The following is a 17,207-nucleotide window of genomic DNA, read 5'->3' as shown; positions in this document are numbered from 1 at the left end:
TGTTGGAAAGGTTTTTTTTTATTTACGACAAACCTTTTGCAAAAATCTTCGTACATCGTATAGCACGAAGCTACATTTAATTTTATGATATCACATCCTATAAAATCATTACTCTTGGTCTTTTTTATCGTACTTAGCTGTACGAGTCACTATGCACAAAAAGCAAGTTCGGATATTTCGGATTTCAATCAATTGTCGGAACAGTTCCTAAGCGATGTCAAGGCCGGGAAAGACACAAAATCCTATGAAGACAAACTTGCAAGGACCTCGGTCAACGCATTGGCGGACGGACTGCAGACCGATGAACAAAAGTTAGCCTTCTGGATAAACATCTACAACGCCTACATTCAGGTGCTTTTATCAAAAAATCCGGAACTGTATGAAGATCGGCAGGCCTTCTTCAACGAAGAACGCATACTGATCGCCGGGGAGAAAAGGTCATTCTCAAAAATTGAGCACGGTATCATACGGAAGTCACAGTGGTCACTCGGTTTAGGGAAAATCCGCAAATGGTTTCCCGATGCGTTTGAGCGGAAGCTACGTGTCGACAAACGTGATTACCGCATTCATTTCGCCCTCAATTGTGGTGCGAAAGACTGCCCCCCTGTCGCCATTTATGAAGCAAAGCGCGTAAATGAACAATTGAATAAAGGCACAGAACAGTATCTTAAGAGGACTACCGCTTATGATGCAGCGTCAAAAACCGTTAAGGTCACGTCATTATTCAGCTGGTTTAGGGGTGACTTTGGAAGCGGTCGAGGCACGAAGAAGATTCTTAAGGAACAGGGGTTGATACCCTCAACGGATGTCGAATTGGAGTTCAAGAATTATGACTGGACGTTGGACCTGGACAATTGGATCGCCCTGTAGTTTCCATTTAAAACGCCTCGTTGATGGTGAAATAAAAGTTACCCCCTTCTCCGCTTATACCATAGTCCATCCGTATACGGGTTCCTTCTTTTTTATTCAGGGTATATCGGAGACCGATACCCGCGGCATTTTTGAAAGCAGAGGAAAAAAGTGAACCAAAATCTTTTGAAACCGTAGCCGTGGAACCGAAAGCGACCCCTTCAATGCGCCGGTACAACGGAAACCGATACTCGAGGGCCATACTCCATTCCGCATTATCTTGAAATCGTCGGTTGTCAAAACCCCTTGTTCTTCTAGAGCCCAATGAGTTTAGGTCTAGGAAAGGGGCACCTTCTCCATTATTGGCAAAATAGAGGTTTGTAGCCAATACATGTCTTCCCTTGATTTTCTGGTAATATCGTGAATCGAGAATCCATTTGTTATAGGAGAAGTCGGAACCTACGGCCTTAAAAGAGGCCAACAAATTACCTTGTATAAAAAGTCCTTTGGTCGGAAAGAAGATGTTATCCCGTGAGTCATACACGGTAGAAATTCCCAAATTGGAGATGATTCCCCCCTCTTTACCAAGAAAGTCTCCTGCATCGATCAAGCCATCCTCTTTTAATGTCGGGGTGCCGTACTTATCGAATTCATACGCCAACCCCACGGAAAATTTGGGGACAATTTCCCGAAGCACGGTCAGCCTAGCCCTGGAAAAAGTAACATCATAGGTTTCAAGATCCTCTTCCCTAGAATCGATTCCGATACCAAAAAAATTATAGAAATATTTATAGAACCCCACCTCGCCTACAAAGCGCCATTTCTCTTCATCGGCATATATTTCAAAAGGTGCGAAGAGTAAAATCTGTTTTTTACTGGTCAAAGTAGCTGCCGCCTGAATGGTTGAAGGACGTGAATCAGCAGATTCATTTTTAAAGCGAAACGTTCCGATACTTATTCCTCCGTAACCCAAGCCTGTTTCCGGTAAAAAAAAGAGCACGGGTAGTACCCTTATTTTCAGGTTTTTTGTAGAATCGTTAACCTTAGGAGTCGGTTCTTGGCCACATACCGATTTTGAAATTGCACAAAGCGCGAGCAAAAAGAAAACTACAATCCGAAAATTCATCGCCGTAATTTAAACAACTATTTATTGTTCATCCATATTTCTGAAGAAAACTATCAGGTTTTCCTAAATTTGTAGTTCCAGCAAAAGGATAAATACGATTCCCTAAGTCCCTCAATGCAAAAAATACTTGCTTTTAAGAAATCAATACTCGGTCTTTTCATTTTTTTGGGAATTGTAGCTACCCTGCTACTTTTTCAGTTAAAGTTCTCATTTGACTTCAGTCAGTTTTTTCCTGAAGGCGACGAAGACCTTGTCTTTTATCAGGAGTTTATTAAAGAATTCGGAGTAGACGATAGCTTTCTACTTATCGCCATTGAAAAGGAACCCACTGTGTTCGAAACGGATTTCCTAGAGCGTTTCGATGCCTTCTCAAAAACATCAAAAGACATCCCGTACGTTATTGAAAACCAATCTTTAACCACCCTCTTTTATCCTTTAAAAACTTCTTTCGGATACAGCCGGCTTCCGATCATACATATTGGGGATTCGTTGAAGTACGACAAGGACTGGCAGAAAATAAAAAAGGATAGTTTGTTTACTGGGCTTCTCGTCGACGAAAAAGCCACTTCTATGGTAGTTTCCCTAGAAACTGAGGATACACTCGATTACGAGCAATGTATCGCACTACTTACGGCTTTAAGAAATTCATTGGAAAAGCACGGTTTCGATGACTACCACCTTCTCGGGCGTGCTTTTTTCTATGAGGCACTTGTCAATATGCAAAAAGAAGAACTGATCAAAACCACGATTTTCGCCACCCTACTTGTCGTACTAGTGCTCTTTTTGGTGTATCGAAGAATAACCGTAGTGGCTATCGCCCTCTCTTCCATAATTTTGGCACTACTCATTTTTTTGGGAGTGTTATCACTTCTTGGCAAAGAGCTGAATACGTTATCCTCCTTTTACCCCATTTTGTTATTGATTGTCGGCACTTCCGATGTCATCCATATCATGGATGACTATTTGGCAAAACTACGTAGCGGACTGCAAAGACAGATCGCAATGGCAAATACACTTAAGGAAGTAGGCATTTCGACCCTACTCACTTCAGTGACCACGGCTATCGGCTTTGCCTCCTTGGTCACCTCCAAATCAAGCGTGGTAAGTGGTTTCGGAATCAATTCGGCCCTTGGGGTGCTGATCGCCTTTGTGACCATCGTAGGATTTGCCTGCTCCCTCTTACTGCTGATCGATACGAAATACGTACTGCCCAAAAAGAACAGTTCTTCGAAATGGACTGCTGGCCTCACTCGCGTAAATCAGTTTACCCAACATTTTCCTAGGGGTATCCTAGTGGCAAGCCTCCTCTTTATGGGAATTTGCATTTGGGGGCTTTCAAGAATCAATACGAACTATCAGATCAAAGAGAGTCTTCCCTCGGGAAGTGCAATTGCCGCTGATTTTGAGTTTTTTCAAAAAAACTATGGCGGATTTCGACCTCTTGAAGTAGCGGTGTCAGCTCAAGGGGAGTATAAGGTTACCGACTTTTTCGTGGCTCAGGAAGTTGAAAGAGTAGTACAGCGCCTAAAGCAATTCAGTGCTGTGCGTAACGTGCAATCGGCCAATGCTTTTTACAAAGGATTGCACAAGGCCAATAATCTTAACCAATCCGATTACTTCATACTACCAAAAGAAAGGGAAACCTTTGAAAAATATAAAAGGGAAGTGCAGAAAATAGCGCGCAAGCCCTTGGGTAAGTTCGTTAATACCGAAGAGACCAAAGCGAGAATAACGGCCAAGGTACTCGATATAGGGCTAGACACCCTTAATACGGTATATGAAGAATTCAATTCATTTGTGACCACGGAAATAGATTCGAATCTAGTGAAGTTCAGACTGACCGGCACAGGTATCTTATTGGATAAAAACGCCTACTACATCAAGGACAGTCTGTTGCAAGGTTTGCTTATGGGACTATTGCTTGTTGCGCTCGTTATGGCTTTTTTATTCAAGAACTTGAAGCTAGTGTTGGTCTCCTTACTACCAAACTTTTTACCCTTGTTATTCGCGGCGGCACTTTTAGGCTTTTTAGGTATACCCCTTGAGGCTACTATTTCAGTAGTATTCGCTATTGTATTCGGTATAGCCGTCGACGATACCATACATTTTCTAGGTCGTTATAAGATAGGGCTTTCTAAAGGCTTGAATAAGGAAGAAGCCTTGCAAGTTACCTTTGCAGAAACAGGCCGGGCACTTATTATCACCACTTTGATACTGTTCTTCGGCTTTCTGGTGTTGTTATTTTCAGTGCATACACCAAGTACGACCATTGGAATGCTCGTCAGCGTGACGCTTTTAACGGCATTGATTTTAGACCTACTACTACTTCCGGTGTTGATCCGAAAGTTGCTTTAGTAAAAGGTGCGCAATAAAAAGAACCGTCTTACTTTAAACGGTATTTGCGACCTCGAAGAGTTTTACGTAATTGTTTGCGCGCATTTAAAACAAAATACACCAACACTGACATGATAGAAATCCAAATAAAAAATAGGAAGTATTCCATAACACTCTAGTTTTTAGGGGAACTGTTTTCGGTTAAATTCTATTGTTGCTTCTGTAACACTTGGGGCATTTCATAAGCTTTTAAAATAATTGGGAAGATAAAAATATAGAAAAGTACGCTATATTCCTACAAAAAATATCTAAAATCGACCAAATGACATCTAAGCTTCCGACATCGAATCGTTCATAACCACCTAAAAGTCCCTATTTTCCATTAATTTAGCGACCTAAATCATCGATCAATGAACCCATCGGCATCGGGCTGGATTAATAAATTCGGGCAGATAGTTAACACGAGCCATGAAAGCTATGCCAACTTTGTTGAACTATACAATGCACTTAGAAAGACCGGCTTCGTATATGGCATCAATACCCAAGTTCCGCCGTTTATTGCCACTCAGCACACCCTATCGGAAGATGAAAAAGCCAAAATCAATCTAGTAGTAGGCCTGTACTCCGTTTTCAATCTAGAAAACCCAAAAACACCTTTTGATGCTTTCTTAGAAGCTATTTTCGCTTTTTACCAAGATTTGGGGATTCAACAGATTTCCTTTTTGCATAAAATTCTGACCGGTAAGAAAACGTCCGATCAGCTGGAAAAACTGATCGATTCGCGGGTTTATCTCGAAGATAATTTAATCAGTAAGACCTTTAATAGTATTATCACCAACTCGTTGCTCTTCATAGATGTATTGGTCTTCAAGAAATACCTGCAACAGAAAACGGAAATACGTGCATATGCTCAAAATTTGGAATACAAGACCATACATATTACCTATCACGCCTTGAATTCAAAGGAAAAGGAGCGTAATGATGAGCGGTTGGCGCAGCTCTTTGGGGCTTCACTGACATTCATAGACACGACCTCGCAGCGTTTTGACGGGTCATACCGCGAAAAGCTGATGCACAACCACTCTGTATGGGAAAACCATTATTTCTTGGACATTGCCTGCTTAAGTGTTTGGGAAGACAATTCGTTGGACTACCGAGAATCGGAGTTTATCTTCGGAATAGGCAAAGACCTGGGATTCGAAAAAAAACAGATTTCCGAATCTTTGGAAGAAGTGACCGCCTTTTTCGATATGAACGCGGAGAATATCCCTTTCTTAAAGGACAATAATATGGCCATGCAATTTTACGAAAGCATGTCAAAAGTGGTCAATCGACTCATTCTAAGAAACAGTAAGCGATTGCAAAAAGAACTTTCCGAAAGCGCCGAACTCGTGGCCTTACTATCAAAATCAACGGTTCGTGATTTGAATGCGGAGGAAAAGAAAAAAATACAAAATCAGCTTATCGATATTTTCAAGAGCATTCCTTCCCTTGCTATTTTTATTTTACCAGGTGGTGCGGTTTTACTTCCGATTTTCATTAAATTGATTCCAAAATTACTTCCCTCGTCATTCGATGAAAATCGCATTGAAAAAACAGATAATTAGCGCTAAAAACATGATATAAGAAAAATCTATAGCTGTATTCAATAATCACAAAATCAATTAATTAAATCACACTACTCTAACCATACCTTAAAGTCTCGAACTCTTTCTCTACTAACGATAATTTCTTGCTCGGAAAAGTTGTTCAACTTGATTTGAAGCCTTGAATTCGTATAAGAAATGATGTCTTTAATATGGGTGATACTAACATAGAATTTTCTACTCACCCGAAAGAAAATCTTGGGATCTAGTTCTGTCTCCAAATTTTCCAGCGTCGTATCCAATAGGTAATTTCTTCCGTCCGAGGTAGCTGCATAGGTGCCTTTATTCTCACTATAAAAACACTCCACCTCATCAGCGTTGATAATCTTCAGGTGCTGCCCTACCTTGACAGTGAATCTTTTCTTGTGTTCTCGCTCCAACGGATTTATCAATAGCTTTTTAATATCTTCAAAATCGAGTGCCAATTTTTGTGCTTGCGGTTTCAGCGCACGGTATTTCTTTACAGCTTGCTCCAATTCCTCATCGTCTATCGGTTTCAACAGATAGTCGATACTATTCAGCTTGAACGCTTGCAGTGCATACTCGTCATAGGCTGTTGTAAAAATGATGGCACTCTTGACTTCCACCTCGTCGAATATCTCAAAAGAGAGTCCATCAGAAAGCTGAATGTCCAAGAATATCAAATCAGGATGTGGGTTGTTATTAAACCAATTAATGGCCTCTTCTACCGAATGGAGCATCACCGATACCTCAACATCCAACTCTGCCAATAAACGGCCCAAACGCCTTGCGGCGGGCTTCTCGTCTTCAATAATGATTACGTTCATGTATTACCTATTTTTTAGTTGAAAGTTCGTTGTCTTTTGATATGACTTTTCATCTGACCCGAACCTCATTTTTTACCTATTCGGATTTTTCCTTATTGCGCTCTTCCTTCATAAATCGCTCCATTTGGCGTTCTTCCCATTTTCGTCCAAAAATAGAGAATCCTCCGAATACTTTAACCCCATGTACCGCGAGGATGATTCCCCAAATGATAGGGGTTCCATATACATTCCAATCGATCCACTCTAAAAACTCAGGATTGCCCAAGGCCCTTTTACTCAAAAGAGTTACGGTCATCCGCTCTTTAAAAAGCAATAAAACCGCATTGACTACTAGGTATACACCCAAATGATTATAGAAGCCCCTGATTTCGGCTACCCTGCGTTGCGCGCGTTCGTACTTGGTCAATTCTTTATTTTCCATGGTCTGTTTGGTTATTGTTCTCAATTTTCATTTTTGCTGTCGTCCATAAACTTTTCGATTTGGCGTTCTTCCCATTTCCTTATCAACAAAGGAATCTTACCAAATACCAATAGCGCATGTATGGCAAGGATAATACACCAGATATAAAAATTCCAAACAACCCAGTCCATCGCCTTTGTATGATATCCTATAGTATCACCAAGCTTACCCTTCATGAGGATCAACGGGACATTGATTAAGATAAAAATAGCGACATGCCGGTAGAACCCTTTGATTTGGGCTATCCTATCCCGAGCTCTTTCGAATTTATCGAACCTATTGCTTTTCATTGTCTATCGATTTGTATTTTTCAACTTCCTTTCGGTCTTCCTCTAAGAACTTTTGCATTTGGCGCTCTTCCCATTGTTTACCTAAAAACGGATTTAATCCAAAGACTTTAAGCCCATGAAAGGCAAGGCCTATTCCCCAAAATAATGGAGTAGCAAATGTGCTAAAGTGCCATATTGGCCCCATAAAGGACTCTCCATTATACATCGTGCCCACAATTTTAACCACAATAAGCATGGTATTGATAAAAACAAATACCATCAGGTGTGTGAAAAAACCCTTCAGCTCCTCTACTCGCTTTTTTGCCCTCGCTTTCTTGTCTTCCCTATCGGTTTCCATACCCATCGCCTAGTTGCTTGTACTTCTCCACTTCTTTGCGGTCCGCATCCATATACTTTTGAATCTGCCGCTCCTCCCAATTCTTACCGAAAATGAAGTTAAAGCCCAATACTTTGGAAGCGTGCCCCGCAAGTCCTATTCCCCAAAAAAACGGCGTCGCAAAAGTGCCAAAACTGAAAAATGCGCTTACAAAACTGTCACCTTCATTCATTCGGGCGTAAATTGAAACCCCCATAATGAAAAGGTTTACCAGCACGTATACCATGAGGTGTATGTAAAACCCTTTCAGTTCTTCGACCCGTTCTCGAGCCCTTTTTTTCTTCTCTCTTCGATTTGTTTCCATTGGTCTTATTTTTTTGTTCCTTCTCCTGTCAAATCACAGGTTTATAAGGATCGTTTCACATGAATTGTTATTTTATTCGATACGGGAACCTTCAATGAGGCCCAAATGCACGGTGTTGATCACTTCCACCTTTCCTTGCCCTCATCTTGCTGCATAAACTCCTGTATCTTTCGTTTCTCCCAGTCCTTTCCAAAAAAGGGATTGAGGTCGAATGCCTTGATCGCCTGAAAGACCAGTCCTATACCCCAGCCAAAAGCCGCCCATAAAAACCAAGCATTGCTCCATTCGTTCAGATAGTAGTTGATTCCTCCCAACAGGGCGATTACAAACAAATACTTTGTCAGGCTTGAGTAGAACTTCCGCATGCAGGCAATTTTATTCTTTGCCCTAATATATTTCTCGTCCTCTATTTTGTACATAATGTATGATTTTTACAAGATTTTTTTATTGGCGTATTAAAGATACGGAATACCTAAAATTCAGTATCGTTCATAAATTCCCTTATCTTTCGTTCTTCCCAGTTCTTCCCAAAAATCAGGGCACTCCCAAAAACACTGACCCAGTGTCCGAAAAGACCTAAGCCCCAACCGACGGCCGGAAACAGCACCCAGGGAAAATGGGTCGTATTATAATTGAGCCAAGCCAATAACGGGATGATGATCAAATAAGCTCCAAGGTTCGAATAAAAAGATTTAACCTTCGCTATGTGTTCTTTCGCTTTTTCGTATTTGTAGTCGTATGAGTTCTCCATGATAGTTCTATTTGTATGTTCTATTAATATTTACAAGTCAAATATCGTGGGAATCAAAAAGGTTTGAAAAACTTGCTTTCCGAGTTGTCGCTTTTTGGGGATGAATTGGGAAATCGGTCCCTTTCCGTTATAAGGACCACTAGTTGTTCTGTAGAAAAGGTGCTACCCGGAGCGCTCGGAGCACACTCACAAAGCTTCGGAAGGGAAACGCATGAAGGAAATTGGATCTAGCTGCCCAAAGACGGTCAGGTTTACATATGGCGTATCGAATCAAAAGTCTTCATCTTCCATCAACTCGCGCATCTTCTTTTCTTCCCAACGCTTTCCCCAGAGCGGATTGTACCCATAGGCCTCCATTCCATGGGCAACGACTCCGAAGCCCCAGCCTAAGGTCGGAAATATGGCCCAAGGAAAACTAGTCGTATTGTAATTCAGAATCCATAAAAAGGGGATGACTATGAAATACGCCAAAAGGTTTCCATAGAACCCTTTGATCGCTTCAACACGTTCTTTCGCTTTCTCATAGAGTTTATCTTCGATATACTCTTTCTGGGTCTCCATGACCGAGACCTGTTTGGTCAACATGGGTAACTTTACACTAAAATCGGAAACCGATTTTTCGATTTCCACCTGTTTGTCCGTTAGAATGCCATACCGTTGTCGAATGTTCTGTAAACCGACGCCGCTACTTTTTTTGACCACTTGTTTCTCTTGAAGATTGTTACTGACCTTAAGCATTCCATCTTTCTCGGTCACCTTGATATGTAACGGTTTTTCAGCGGTTACCACATTGTGCTTTACTGCGTTTTCAAGCAGAAGCTGAAGCGATAAAGGAATTATTTTTGCGTCCGGATCCAAACTGCGTTCCGGGATGTCGAAAACGATACTATCTTCAAAACGCATCTTCAAAAGACGTACGTAGGTCTTGGCAAACCGAAGCTCTTCATCAACAGTGACCAGATCTTTATTTTTCTGTTCAAGCACGTAGCGATAGACTTTCGAAAGTGATGTGGTGAACTTTTGGGCCTGATACGGATCCTCTTCGATCAAACTGGTCAAAACGTTCAAACTATTGAATAGAAAATGTGGGTCAAGCTGATTTTTAAGGGCATCGAATTTGGCGGAAGCGGTACCTGCGATTATTTTTTGCTCCTTTACTTTGATTTCCTGACGATGCCGATAGTAAGAAACTATGTAAAAGGTCAAGGCGACCACTACTCCAATAAGCATTGAAGGCCAATACGCCATTAGGGTTTCATTCTCCCAAAATTCGTCCAAGGTATAATTGTAGATACCAACTAACAAAATGATACGGGAAATAGCCGTACCTATCAATGTAAAAAGCGCATGCCCTGCCACTGCAATTGCCATCTTGTTTGTAGTAAACAGTCCCTGACGGTGCTTTTCGGTATAATAGCCGTACCAAACCGAGTTTGTGGCGTACAGGATAATCGAAAAGAGCATATTATTACGAACCTCCCTCCAAACATCATTTGCTGTAAGGCCTTCCTCATAAGTGCCGTTGAAATAAACTATGGCAAGCAATATCAATGAGATAAGAATCCCAATTAAAAGTGCATTGCCAATGTGTTTTAAAAATCTTTGCATTCATTCTATTCTTTACCGCACAAGGTAGATAAAACCGATGCAGCCCTATCCTTGCCCCAATTTGGATGAAAATCCGATTCGGCTTTAAAGGTATCAAAAAGTTCCAAGGAACGCGATACGTCTTTACAGTATGGCGTAGTATCCTGCCCAAAATATCTGGCCGAGCCCATATCCCATTCGGCTTTAGAAAATACGACTCTCGGATTTTCAGGTGCGATTTCCAAGGCCTTCGCGTAGAGTGCAGCCACCTTACCGGAAAGTGTCATTCCATAAGTTGCCCCGTCAAAGGCGATCCAGGCTGTATGCGTCATCGCCTGCTGCACGAGAATCTCGGGATTATCAGGAGAAATATTTTTCGCCAAATCGATGTATTCCTGTGCTTTTTCGAGCTGCTGTGTCAATTTCTCTTTGTCCTTTTCCCCAAAAGAGATGATTGTATTGATCTGCGCTACATAGTAATACGGCAACCAATTATCCATCTCTGCATTTGCAATGCGTTCAAACATATTCGAAGCATCTGCTGTCTTTCCTTCTCCCCAAAGTTGAAGGGCCTTTTGCATTCCTTTTTCATAGGGTCCTTGGGCGAATGCTATGGATGAAACTAAAAATAAGGCGATTGCGATTGTGTTTTTCATGATATACGAATTATGATGTTATGAGTGAGGTTCCCAAAGGGGAACAGTAATGAGTTTACAAATTGATGATCTGGGTGATGGTGCCACCTGATACTTCAAATTTAGCATCCTTCCAAGTCGGGGGACCGAACCTGGCGGGTGCATCATTTGAACTTCCGGTGGCTTCTGTAGGTATGCCCAAAAAGGAATCTAGTTTACCGTCGTTGTCCTCATCGTGAAAGACCGATATCGCATAGGTTCCATTGGGAATATCGAGAAACCTGACAATACTTTGCCCATTTTCGATTTTTCCGACCATGCCTTTCACTGGTTTTTGTAACCAGTTATCGCTACTGTCATATAATCCGATGAGCATCTGTCCTTCCTCGGAAGAAATATTTTCTATTTCCAAGACAATGGTAGTGCCCTCTTCTTGCGCTTTGACAACTACGGTGAATAAAAGAAAGATAATTACACGGGTTAAGGTATACATGGTATTGTATTTTATTTGATTACTGTGCAAATCTGGAGAGATCGGGACTTGAAAAGAAAAAAGAAAGACTGAATTGTAGAATTTAGGGGATGGACTGTAAAACGTAGTTTTACTTTAGGGACAATACACAAAAAACGTATTCAAAAAGAGATTTATTTCATTACATTCATCGTAAACAAACCATCCAACCTATGAAACCGACCAAACGCGCATTGCCCTTTGAAAATTCGGGTCTTTACTTTATCGTACTTTTCGCCTTGGCCCTAATCGGTTTTTGGCCATCTTATTTCTCGAAATTCTTTGACAGTACGGGCGATTTTAGCTTCTATTTTCATTTTCACGCCATTTTTGCGGTACTGTGGATCTTTATGCTAATCGTACAACCCATTTTAATCCGCAAGAAAAAGTTTGCACTGCATCAAAAAATAGGCAAGCTCTCCTATATTCTAGTACCATTTGTATTCATCTCGATTATCCTCTTGGCACATAGCACGCTTAAAGGCCCAAAGGAAAATTTGGGGCTTGAGCTGTGGATTCCGGCCAAAGATCTTTTAATTTTTGCGATAGGCTATGGTATTGCCATCAAATACCGGAGTCAAATGGCCATTCATGCAAGAGGGATGATTGTCGCCGGAATCGTATTGATCGAACCGGCCTTGGTACGCTTGATTCTATTTTCGTTTTTCCCAGATGAGGGTTTTGCCCCTGCGGGATATTTAATCACCATAGGTCTCGTCTACCTCCTCTTGATCGGACTGATCATTGCAGAACGCAAACAAAAAACAGGGCGCTGGGTCTTTCCACTGGCTCTGGCACTCTATGTTTTTGTCCATTCCGTATTGGTTTTTCAGATTCGCATACCGCCGTGGCAGGCATTTGCCGAATGGTTTGCCATCTTGCCATTGACTTAAGACCTCGTCGCGTAAAGCCGCTTACTTCATAAAAGAATCTTCCAATACGGGGGAATGTCTGTCTTTTTGTTTCTAACCTGGTAGCCGTGCCACATCATCGCCTTGTTCCACAAAAATCCACCGCGGTCATTCTATAATTTGCGCTAGCTTTGCCACATGGTCAGAAACATCCAAATACGGGTCAGCTTAAAGGAAGAAGATAAAATCGGATTACAGGCCAAAACGGCCAATTATCTAGGAGTTTCAGAAAAGGAAATCGAAATTAAGGTGCTTCGTAAATCCATCGATGCCCGTAAGCCTAGCATCTACTTCAATTATAAACTAGAAGTCTATATCAACGAACCTATGCCTGCCACCCAGGCCTATATTTTTGACTACAAGGATGTCTCCAAGGCCAGACCGGTTCATATTATCGGCTTCGGGCCCGCAGGAATGTGGGCAGCCCTACGATGCTTGGAACTTGGCTATAAACCAATCGTTTTGGAACGCGGTAAGGATGTTCAGCAACGTAGGCGAGATCTGAAAGCCATTAACCAAGACCATATCGTCAACGAAGACTCCAATTATTGTTTTGGCGAAGGCGGTGCGGGCACCTATTCCGATGGAAAACTGTACACCCGAAGTCTAAAACGAGGTGATGTGCGGCGTATTTTCGAGAGCTTGGTATATCACGGGGCTACAGAACGAATATTGGTCGATGCCCATCCGCATATTGGCACCAATAAGTTGCCGAAAATCGTACAGAACATCCGTGAAACGATTATCAAATGTGGTGGAGAGGTGCACTTCAATACTAAAGTAACGGATTTTGTTATTGCGTCTAATGAACTGAAATCCATAGTCATAAATGATTTGGAGGAGATAACTACACAACGTGTTATTCTTGCCACAGGACATTCGGCCCGTGATATCTTTTATTTACTACATAAAAAGGAAATCGCCCTGAAGGCAAAGTCGTTCGCCATGGGGGTCCGTGTGGAGCATCCGCAACACCTCATCGACTCGATTCAATACCATTGCAGTGGCGAACGTCATGAATTGCTTCCTGCGGCGGCCTATAGTTTGGTACATCAATCGAAAGGTCGTGGCGTATATTCTTTTTGCATGTGTCCGGGAGGATTCATCGTACCTGCCGCAACAGGACCGAAAGAAGTGGTGGTCAACGGTATGTCTCCTTCCAAAAGGAACAATGACTATGCTAATTCTGGAATCGTCGTGGAAATCGATGTTTCTAAAGATATTCCCAACTATGAAAAATTCGGAGACTTGAAAGGTCTTGAATTTCAGAAGCATTTGGAATATTTAGCGTTTACTTCAGGTGGACGCACACAAGTTGCTCCTGCACAACGTCTTACCGATTTTGTCGAAGGAACTTTATCGTCTGATTTGAATCCGACCTCTTATCAACCGGGGCTAAAATCCGCACCCCTGCATTCTTTGTTACCCAAACTCATCGGGAGTCGGTTGCGGGCAGGTTTTTCGGAATTCGGTAAGAAAATGAAAGGGTATTATACCGCAGAGGCCAATATCGTTGGTGTGGAATCACGCACCTCATCACCTGTTACCATTCCTCGGGGTGAAACGTTGGAACATCCAGAAATCAAGGGGTTGTTTCCCTGTGGTGAAGGTGGCGGCTACGCCGGTGGAATCGTGTCGGCTGCCATGGACGGAGAACGTTGTGCCGAAGCTGCGGTAAATGGCTTATAGGTATTCTATTCAATTTCCGCTTACCCTGTAGGTAATTCGCCTATTGGTAATGACCCGACAGTCGCTGATATTCAACGTTGTAGTTGCCGTGATATTCAAGGGGGGGTCACCGACCATGCCCCCATACTCGACCACATACCCTTGGGAAGCGTAGGCTCCTCCTCCACCTCCATTGGGCAAATCGTTCCAAGCGCCGACGGGTGCACCACCTCTAATAACAGAAGCGTCAGCAATATGCGCATAATCTTCCCCACCACAGCAATTGTTGGGTTCTCCTCCATTCCAATTGGCATAGGTCAATTCCGTGCCTCCCACACTCCCGCTCCAAAATTGGGTGCCCGCTTCAGGGCCCGTAACCCATCTCCATTCGCCTTCCACAGCGACATCATTAGCGCCGATCCAACCGAATCCACTCGCTTGTTGTCCTGAAAAATCAGCTTCTTCCTGCGAGGTGAGGGTCACCAAATACCCTTGCCAACCGAAATAGGTGCGGTTACTGGCCGCTATTTCCGCGTCGGTCCAACTTATGCCGGGGTCCGATACAAATTCATAGTAATGCCCCGTATTGGGTAAAAAGTTGGCTTCCCCGACCGTAATGGAAAACTGCCGACTGCCGCTCGGGTTAGGTGAACTTGAAGAAAACTCAGTAGCTAGAACCGCAGCTTCGAATTCAGAATAGGTCGCAGGGCCTTGAAGGGTCAGTTCGCCCTGAACCACATCCCAGCTAGAGGTGATGTTCGGGTGACTGCCTGTCAAAGTGAGCAGATCTTCCCCGTTCACATAGCCACCGGATATTTGAATATAGACCGCTGTTGTGGTCGTATCATCGGGGTCAGTAATCGTAATACTCTGTGCTACGGGTAGCGAGCCACCAGGGCAATAGATTTGATTCCCCGAGCCCACGACCAACGGAGGTTGGTCCGGCACCTGGGCGGTAAACAATACATTATCGATAAAAACGGTTTCAGAATTACCCCAATTTCCACTTGCCGTTGCAAATCGTATTCCCGAATTAGCACTTATTTCACTGATGTCCAAATCATAACTCAGACTACCTGAACCTGACAAAACCGCTACACTGGAGTAACTTGAACCATTGAATAGTTGTACGTCAATATTTTCATCCCCATTCGTTCTGTTGTAATCCAGTGTCAAGGTCACATCAGTGTATGCCGATAGATCTAGGTTTCTTGTAATATAGCGTGAATCAATGTTGACAAAACGAAGCTGGTTGCTCGTCACCCGAATTCGACCTCCACTGGCGCTGGTACTCTCTCCAGTCTCGACCCAGTTACCTAAAAACAACTCCGAACCATCACTATTCGCATAGCTTACACTTTGAAAATTATCGGCAAACGTATCTTGCGCCTGTATCAGGTGAAAACCTAAAAAAGCGCATAGGCAAATGAGTGTTTGTAGAATCCTCATAAGGATTTGGGACTAAAATGGTTAATTGGGGGAATATAAAGTTATATCAGGGAACCGATTTCGCAAGACTAATGTTGTACAAACGGGCCAAACAGGGGCGAAACCCCCAAATACTGTGGTAATTGGTTCCATAAAAAAGCGATTTTCAAGTAAATGAATGCTTTTTCGGGACTGTTATCCATGGTTTAAACGTACCTTCGCGGCTAACCAAACACTATGACTTTTAAAGAACTGGGGCTCGCCGAGCCCATTTTAAAGGCCCTCGAAAACGAGGGTTATAAATCTCCGACGCCCATTCAAGAACAAGCAATTCCCATCTTGCTCCGGGGCAAAGATCTTCTCGGGGTCGCCCAAACCGGTACGGGAAAAACCGCCGCTTTCGGTATTCCTATTCTACATCATCTCTATGAAGGTATTAGCCTTCGTCAAAACAAACGCATAGTACAAGCGCTAGTGGTCACTCCTACACGTGAGTTGGCCATACAGATCGGAGAAAGCCTAACGGCCTATGGCAGACATACCGGTTTACGAAATACCGTAATATTCGGAGGTGTGAAACAGGCCCAGCAGGTAAGGGCTCTTCAAAAAGGTGTCGATATCTTGGTGGCCACTCCAGGTCGGCTACTTGATCTTATGGACCAAGGCTACATCTCTTTTCATCACTTGAAGTTCGTGGTACTTGACGAGGCGGATCAGATGCTTGATATGGGATTCATACACGACATCAAAAAAATCATCGCGAAGCTTCCTCCTAAAAGGCAATCGTTATTCTTTTCGGCTACTATGCCGAAAACCATTGTGGAACTTTCCCGCAAAATGCTCGGCGATTTTGAACGGATTACCATCAAACCTGAACAGGCTACCGCCGAAAGAGTCGAACAGGGTGTTTATTTCGTCAGTAAAAAAAATAAGCCTAAACTATTGGCACACCTCATTAACGAGCGACCCAAGGATTCGGTTTTGGTATTTTCACGTACCAAGCATGGTGCCAATAAAATAGTAAAGAAATTGGGACAGGCGGACATTCGAGCTGCCGCCATTCATGGCAACAAGAGTCAAGCCGCGCGCCAAAAGGCCCTAGGAAGTTTTAAAGCAGGTGCCCTAAAGGTACTGGTGGCTACCGATATCGCCGCTCGGGGAATCGATGTGGACGAGCTATCCCTCGTCATTAACTATGACTTACCGAATATATCCGAAACCTATGTGCACCGTATCGGGAGAACCGGACGCGCTAGCGCAAGTGGAATTGCCCTTTCATTCTGCGATAAGGAAGAACGACCCTACCTCAGGGATATCGAGAAGCTGATCAAACAAGAGGTGCCACGGATGCCCGAACACCAGTTTGTAGACGAAGAGGATACGAAAGAAGAGCCTCAACAAAAACAAAGACCTTCTGAAAATAAGCCCTCATCGAGTTCCGATCATCGCAATCGAAATAGAAATCGAAATAGGAACAGAAATCGCAATAGAAATCGAAGGCGAAACAACAACCAAAGTAATCAGGGCAACAACGACTAGTTTT

18 protein-coding genes are annotated in these 17,207 nt (G+C 42.9%); 6 read left to right on the top strand and 12 right to left on the bottom strand.

Going from position 1 to position 17,207, the window contains the following annotated elements; genetic code table 11:
• Nucleotides 1-84: 84 nt before the first annotated feature.
• The gene (locus ACKWCA_RS10485; protein WP_413978148.1) at nt 85-870 is read left to right on the top strand and encodes a DUF547 domain-containing protein; all 786 of its coding nucleotides are present in this window, start codon (nt 85-87) and stop codon (nt 868-870) included.
• Between the two features lie 7 nt (nt 871-877).
• Here ACKWCA_RS10485 and ACKWCA_RS10480 read toward each other — a convergent pair whose 3' ends face one another.
• Complete coding sequence (locus tag ACKWCA_RS10480) at nt 878-1,975, bottom strand: BamA/TamA family outer membrane protein (RefSeq protein WP_413978147.1); 1,098 nt, start codon at nt 1,973-1,975, stop codon at nt 878-880.
• Nucleotides 1,976-2,089: 114 nt separating this feature from the next.
• Between ACKWCA_RS10480 and ACKWCA_RS10475 the strand changes: the two genes are divergently transcribed.
• Nucleotides 2,090-4,330 carry an efflux RND transporter permease subunit gene (locus ACKWCA_RS10475; protein WP_413978146.1) on the top strand — a complete coding sequence of 747 codons (2,241 nt, stop codon included), beginning with the start codon at nt 2,090-2,092 and terminating at the stop codon, nt 4,328-4,330.
• 389 nt (nt 4,331-4,719) lie between these two features.
• Nucleotides 4,720-5,916, top strand: coding sequence for an LETM1-related biofilm-associated protein (locus ACKWCA_RS10470; RefSeq protein ID WP_413978145.1), 1,197 nt, complete (start codon nt 4,720-4,722; stop codon nt 5,914-5,916).
• Nucleotides 5,917-5,987: 71 nt separating this feature from the next.
• Here ACKWCA_RS10470 and ACKWCA_RS10465 read toward each other — a convergent pair whose 3' ends face one another.
• The 10 genes from ACKWCA_RS10465 to ACKWCA_RS10420 all read right to left on the bottom strand — a co-directional run bounded on the left by ACKWCA_RS10465 (nt 5,988) and on the right by ACKWCA_RS10420 (nt 11,639).
• Nucleotides 5,988-6,743 carry a LytR/AlgR family response regulator transcription factor gene (locus ACKWCA_RS10465; RefSeq protein ID WP_413978144.1) on the bottom strand — a complete coding sequence of 252 codons (756 nt, stop codon included), beginning with the start codon at nt 6,741-6,743 and terminating at the stop codon, nt 5,988-5,990.
• Nucleotides 6,744-6,819: 76 nt separating this feature from the next.
• Nucleotides 6,820-7,188: a 2TM domain-containing protein gene (locus ACKWCA_RS10460; RefSeq protein WP_413978143.1), complete on the bottom strand. Its 369-nt coding sequence runs from the start codon at nt 7,186-7,188 to the stop codon at nt 6,820-6,822.
• The gene (locus ACKWCA_RS10455) at nt 7,185-7,493 is read right to left on the bottom strand and encodes a 2TM domain-containing protein (protein ID WP_413978142.1); all 309 of its coding nucleotides are present in this window, start codon (nt 7,491-7,493) and stop codon (nt 7,185-7,187) included. Before ACKWCA_RS10455 ends, ACKWCA_RS10460 begins: the two co-directional genes overlap by 4 nt.
• On the bottom strand, nt 7,480-7,830 hold the full coding sequence (locus tag ACKWCA_RS10450; RefSeq protein WP_413978141.1) for a 2TM domain-containing protein: 351 nt from the start codon (nt 7,828-7,830) through the stop codon (nt 7,480-7,482). Before ACKWCA_RS10450 ends, ACKWCA_RS10455 begins: the two co-directional genes overlap by 14 nt.
• Entirely contained in the window at nt 7,817-8,173 is a 357-nt protein-coding gene (locus tag ACKWCA_RS10445; protein ID WP_413978140.1) for a 2TM domain-containing protein, read from the bottom strand. The genes ACKWCA_RS10450 and ACKWCA_RS10445 overlap by 14 nt, the downstream gene beginning before the upstream one ends.
• Before the next feature lie 119 nt (nt 8,174-8,292).
• Complete coding sequence (locus ACKWCA_RS10440; protein WP_413978139.1) at nt 8,293-8,592, bottom strand: 2TM domain-containing protein; 300 nt, start codon at nt 8,590-8,592, stop codon at nt 8,293-8,295.
• Nucleotides 8,593-8,645: 53 nt separating this feature from the next.
• Nucleotides 8,646-8,924: a 2TM domain-containing protein gene (locus ACKWCA_RS10435; protein ID WP_413978138.1), complete on the bottom strand. Its 279-nt coding sequence runs from the start codon at nt 8,922-8,924 to the stop codon at nt 8,646-8,648.
• Nucleotides 8,925-9,194: 270 nt separating this feature from the next.
• Nucleotides 9,195-10,532 carry a 2TM domain-containing protein gene (locus ACKWCA_RS10430; protein ID WP_413978137.1) on the bottom strand — a complete coding sequence of 446 codons (1,338 nt, stop codon included), beginning with the start codon at nt 10,530-10,532 and terminating at the stop codon, nt 9,195-9,197.
• A gap of 5 nt (nt 10,533-10,537) precedes the next feature.
• On the bottom strand, nt 10,538-11,167 hold the full coding sequence (locus ACKWCA_RS10425) for a tetratricopeptide repeat protein (RefSeq protein WP_413978136.1): 630 nt from the start codon (nt 11,165-11,167) through the stop codon (nt 10,538-10,540).
• Between the two features lie 55 nt (nt 11,168-11,222).
• Nucleotides 11,223-11,639 (bottom strand): DUF2141 domain-containing protein, encoded by a 417-nt coding sequence (locus ACKWCA_RS10420; RefSeq protein WP_413978135.1) that lies wholly within the window; start codon nt 11,637-11,639, stop codon nt 11,223-11,225.
• A gap of 191 nt (nt 11,640-11,830) precedes the next feature.
• On the opposite strand from ACKWCA_RS10420, the gene ACKWCA_RS10415 reads away from it, so the two are divergent.
• Nucleotides 11,831-12,550, top strand: coding sequence for a hypothetical protein (locus ACKWCA_RS10415; protein ID WP_413978134.1), 720 nt, complete (start codon nt 11,831-11,833; stop codon nt 12,548-12,550).
• A 156-nt stretch (nt 12,551-12,706) separates the two neighbouring features.
• Entirely contained in the window at nt 12,707-14,257 is a 1,551-nt protein-coding gene (locus ACKWCA_RS10410) for an NAD(P)/FAD-dependent oxidoreductase (RefSeq protein ID WP_413978133.1), read from the top strand.
• Nucleotides 14,258-14,266: 9 nt separating this feature from the next.
• On the opposite strand, the gene ACKWCA_RS10405 is transcribed toward ACKWCA_RS10410, so the two are convergent.
• Nucleotides 14,267-15,685 carry a C-type lectin domain-containing protein gene (locus tag ACKWCA_RS10405; protein WP_413978132.1) on the bottom strand — a complete coding sequence of 473 codons (1,419 nt, stop codon included), beginning with the start codon at nt 15,683-15,685 and terminating at the stop codon, nt 14,267-14,269.
• Between the two features lie 216 nt (nt 15,686-15,901).
• Between ACKWCA_RS10405 and ACKWCA_RS10400 the strand changes: the two genes are divergently transcribed.
• The gene (locus ACKWCA_RS10400) at nt 15,902-17,203 is read left to right on the top strand and encodes a DEAD/DEAH box helicase (protein WP_413978131.1); all 1,302 of its coding nucleotides are present in this window, start codon (nt 15,902-15,904) and stop codon (nt 17,201-17,203) included.
• Nucleotides 17,204-17,207: the final 4 nt, after the last annotated feature.

Source organism: Maribacter corallii (assembly GCF_047345415.1).
In the GTDB taxonomy this organism is placed as follows: Bacteria; Bacteroidota; Bacteroidia; order Flavobacteriales; family Flavobacteriaceae; genus Maribacter_C.
This window is presented reverse-complemented; position numbering and strand designations above follow the sequence as displayed.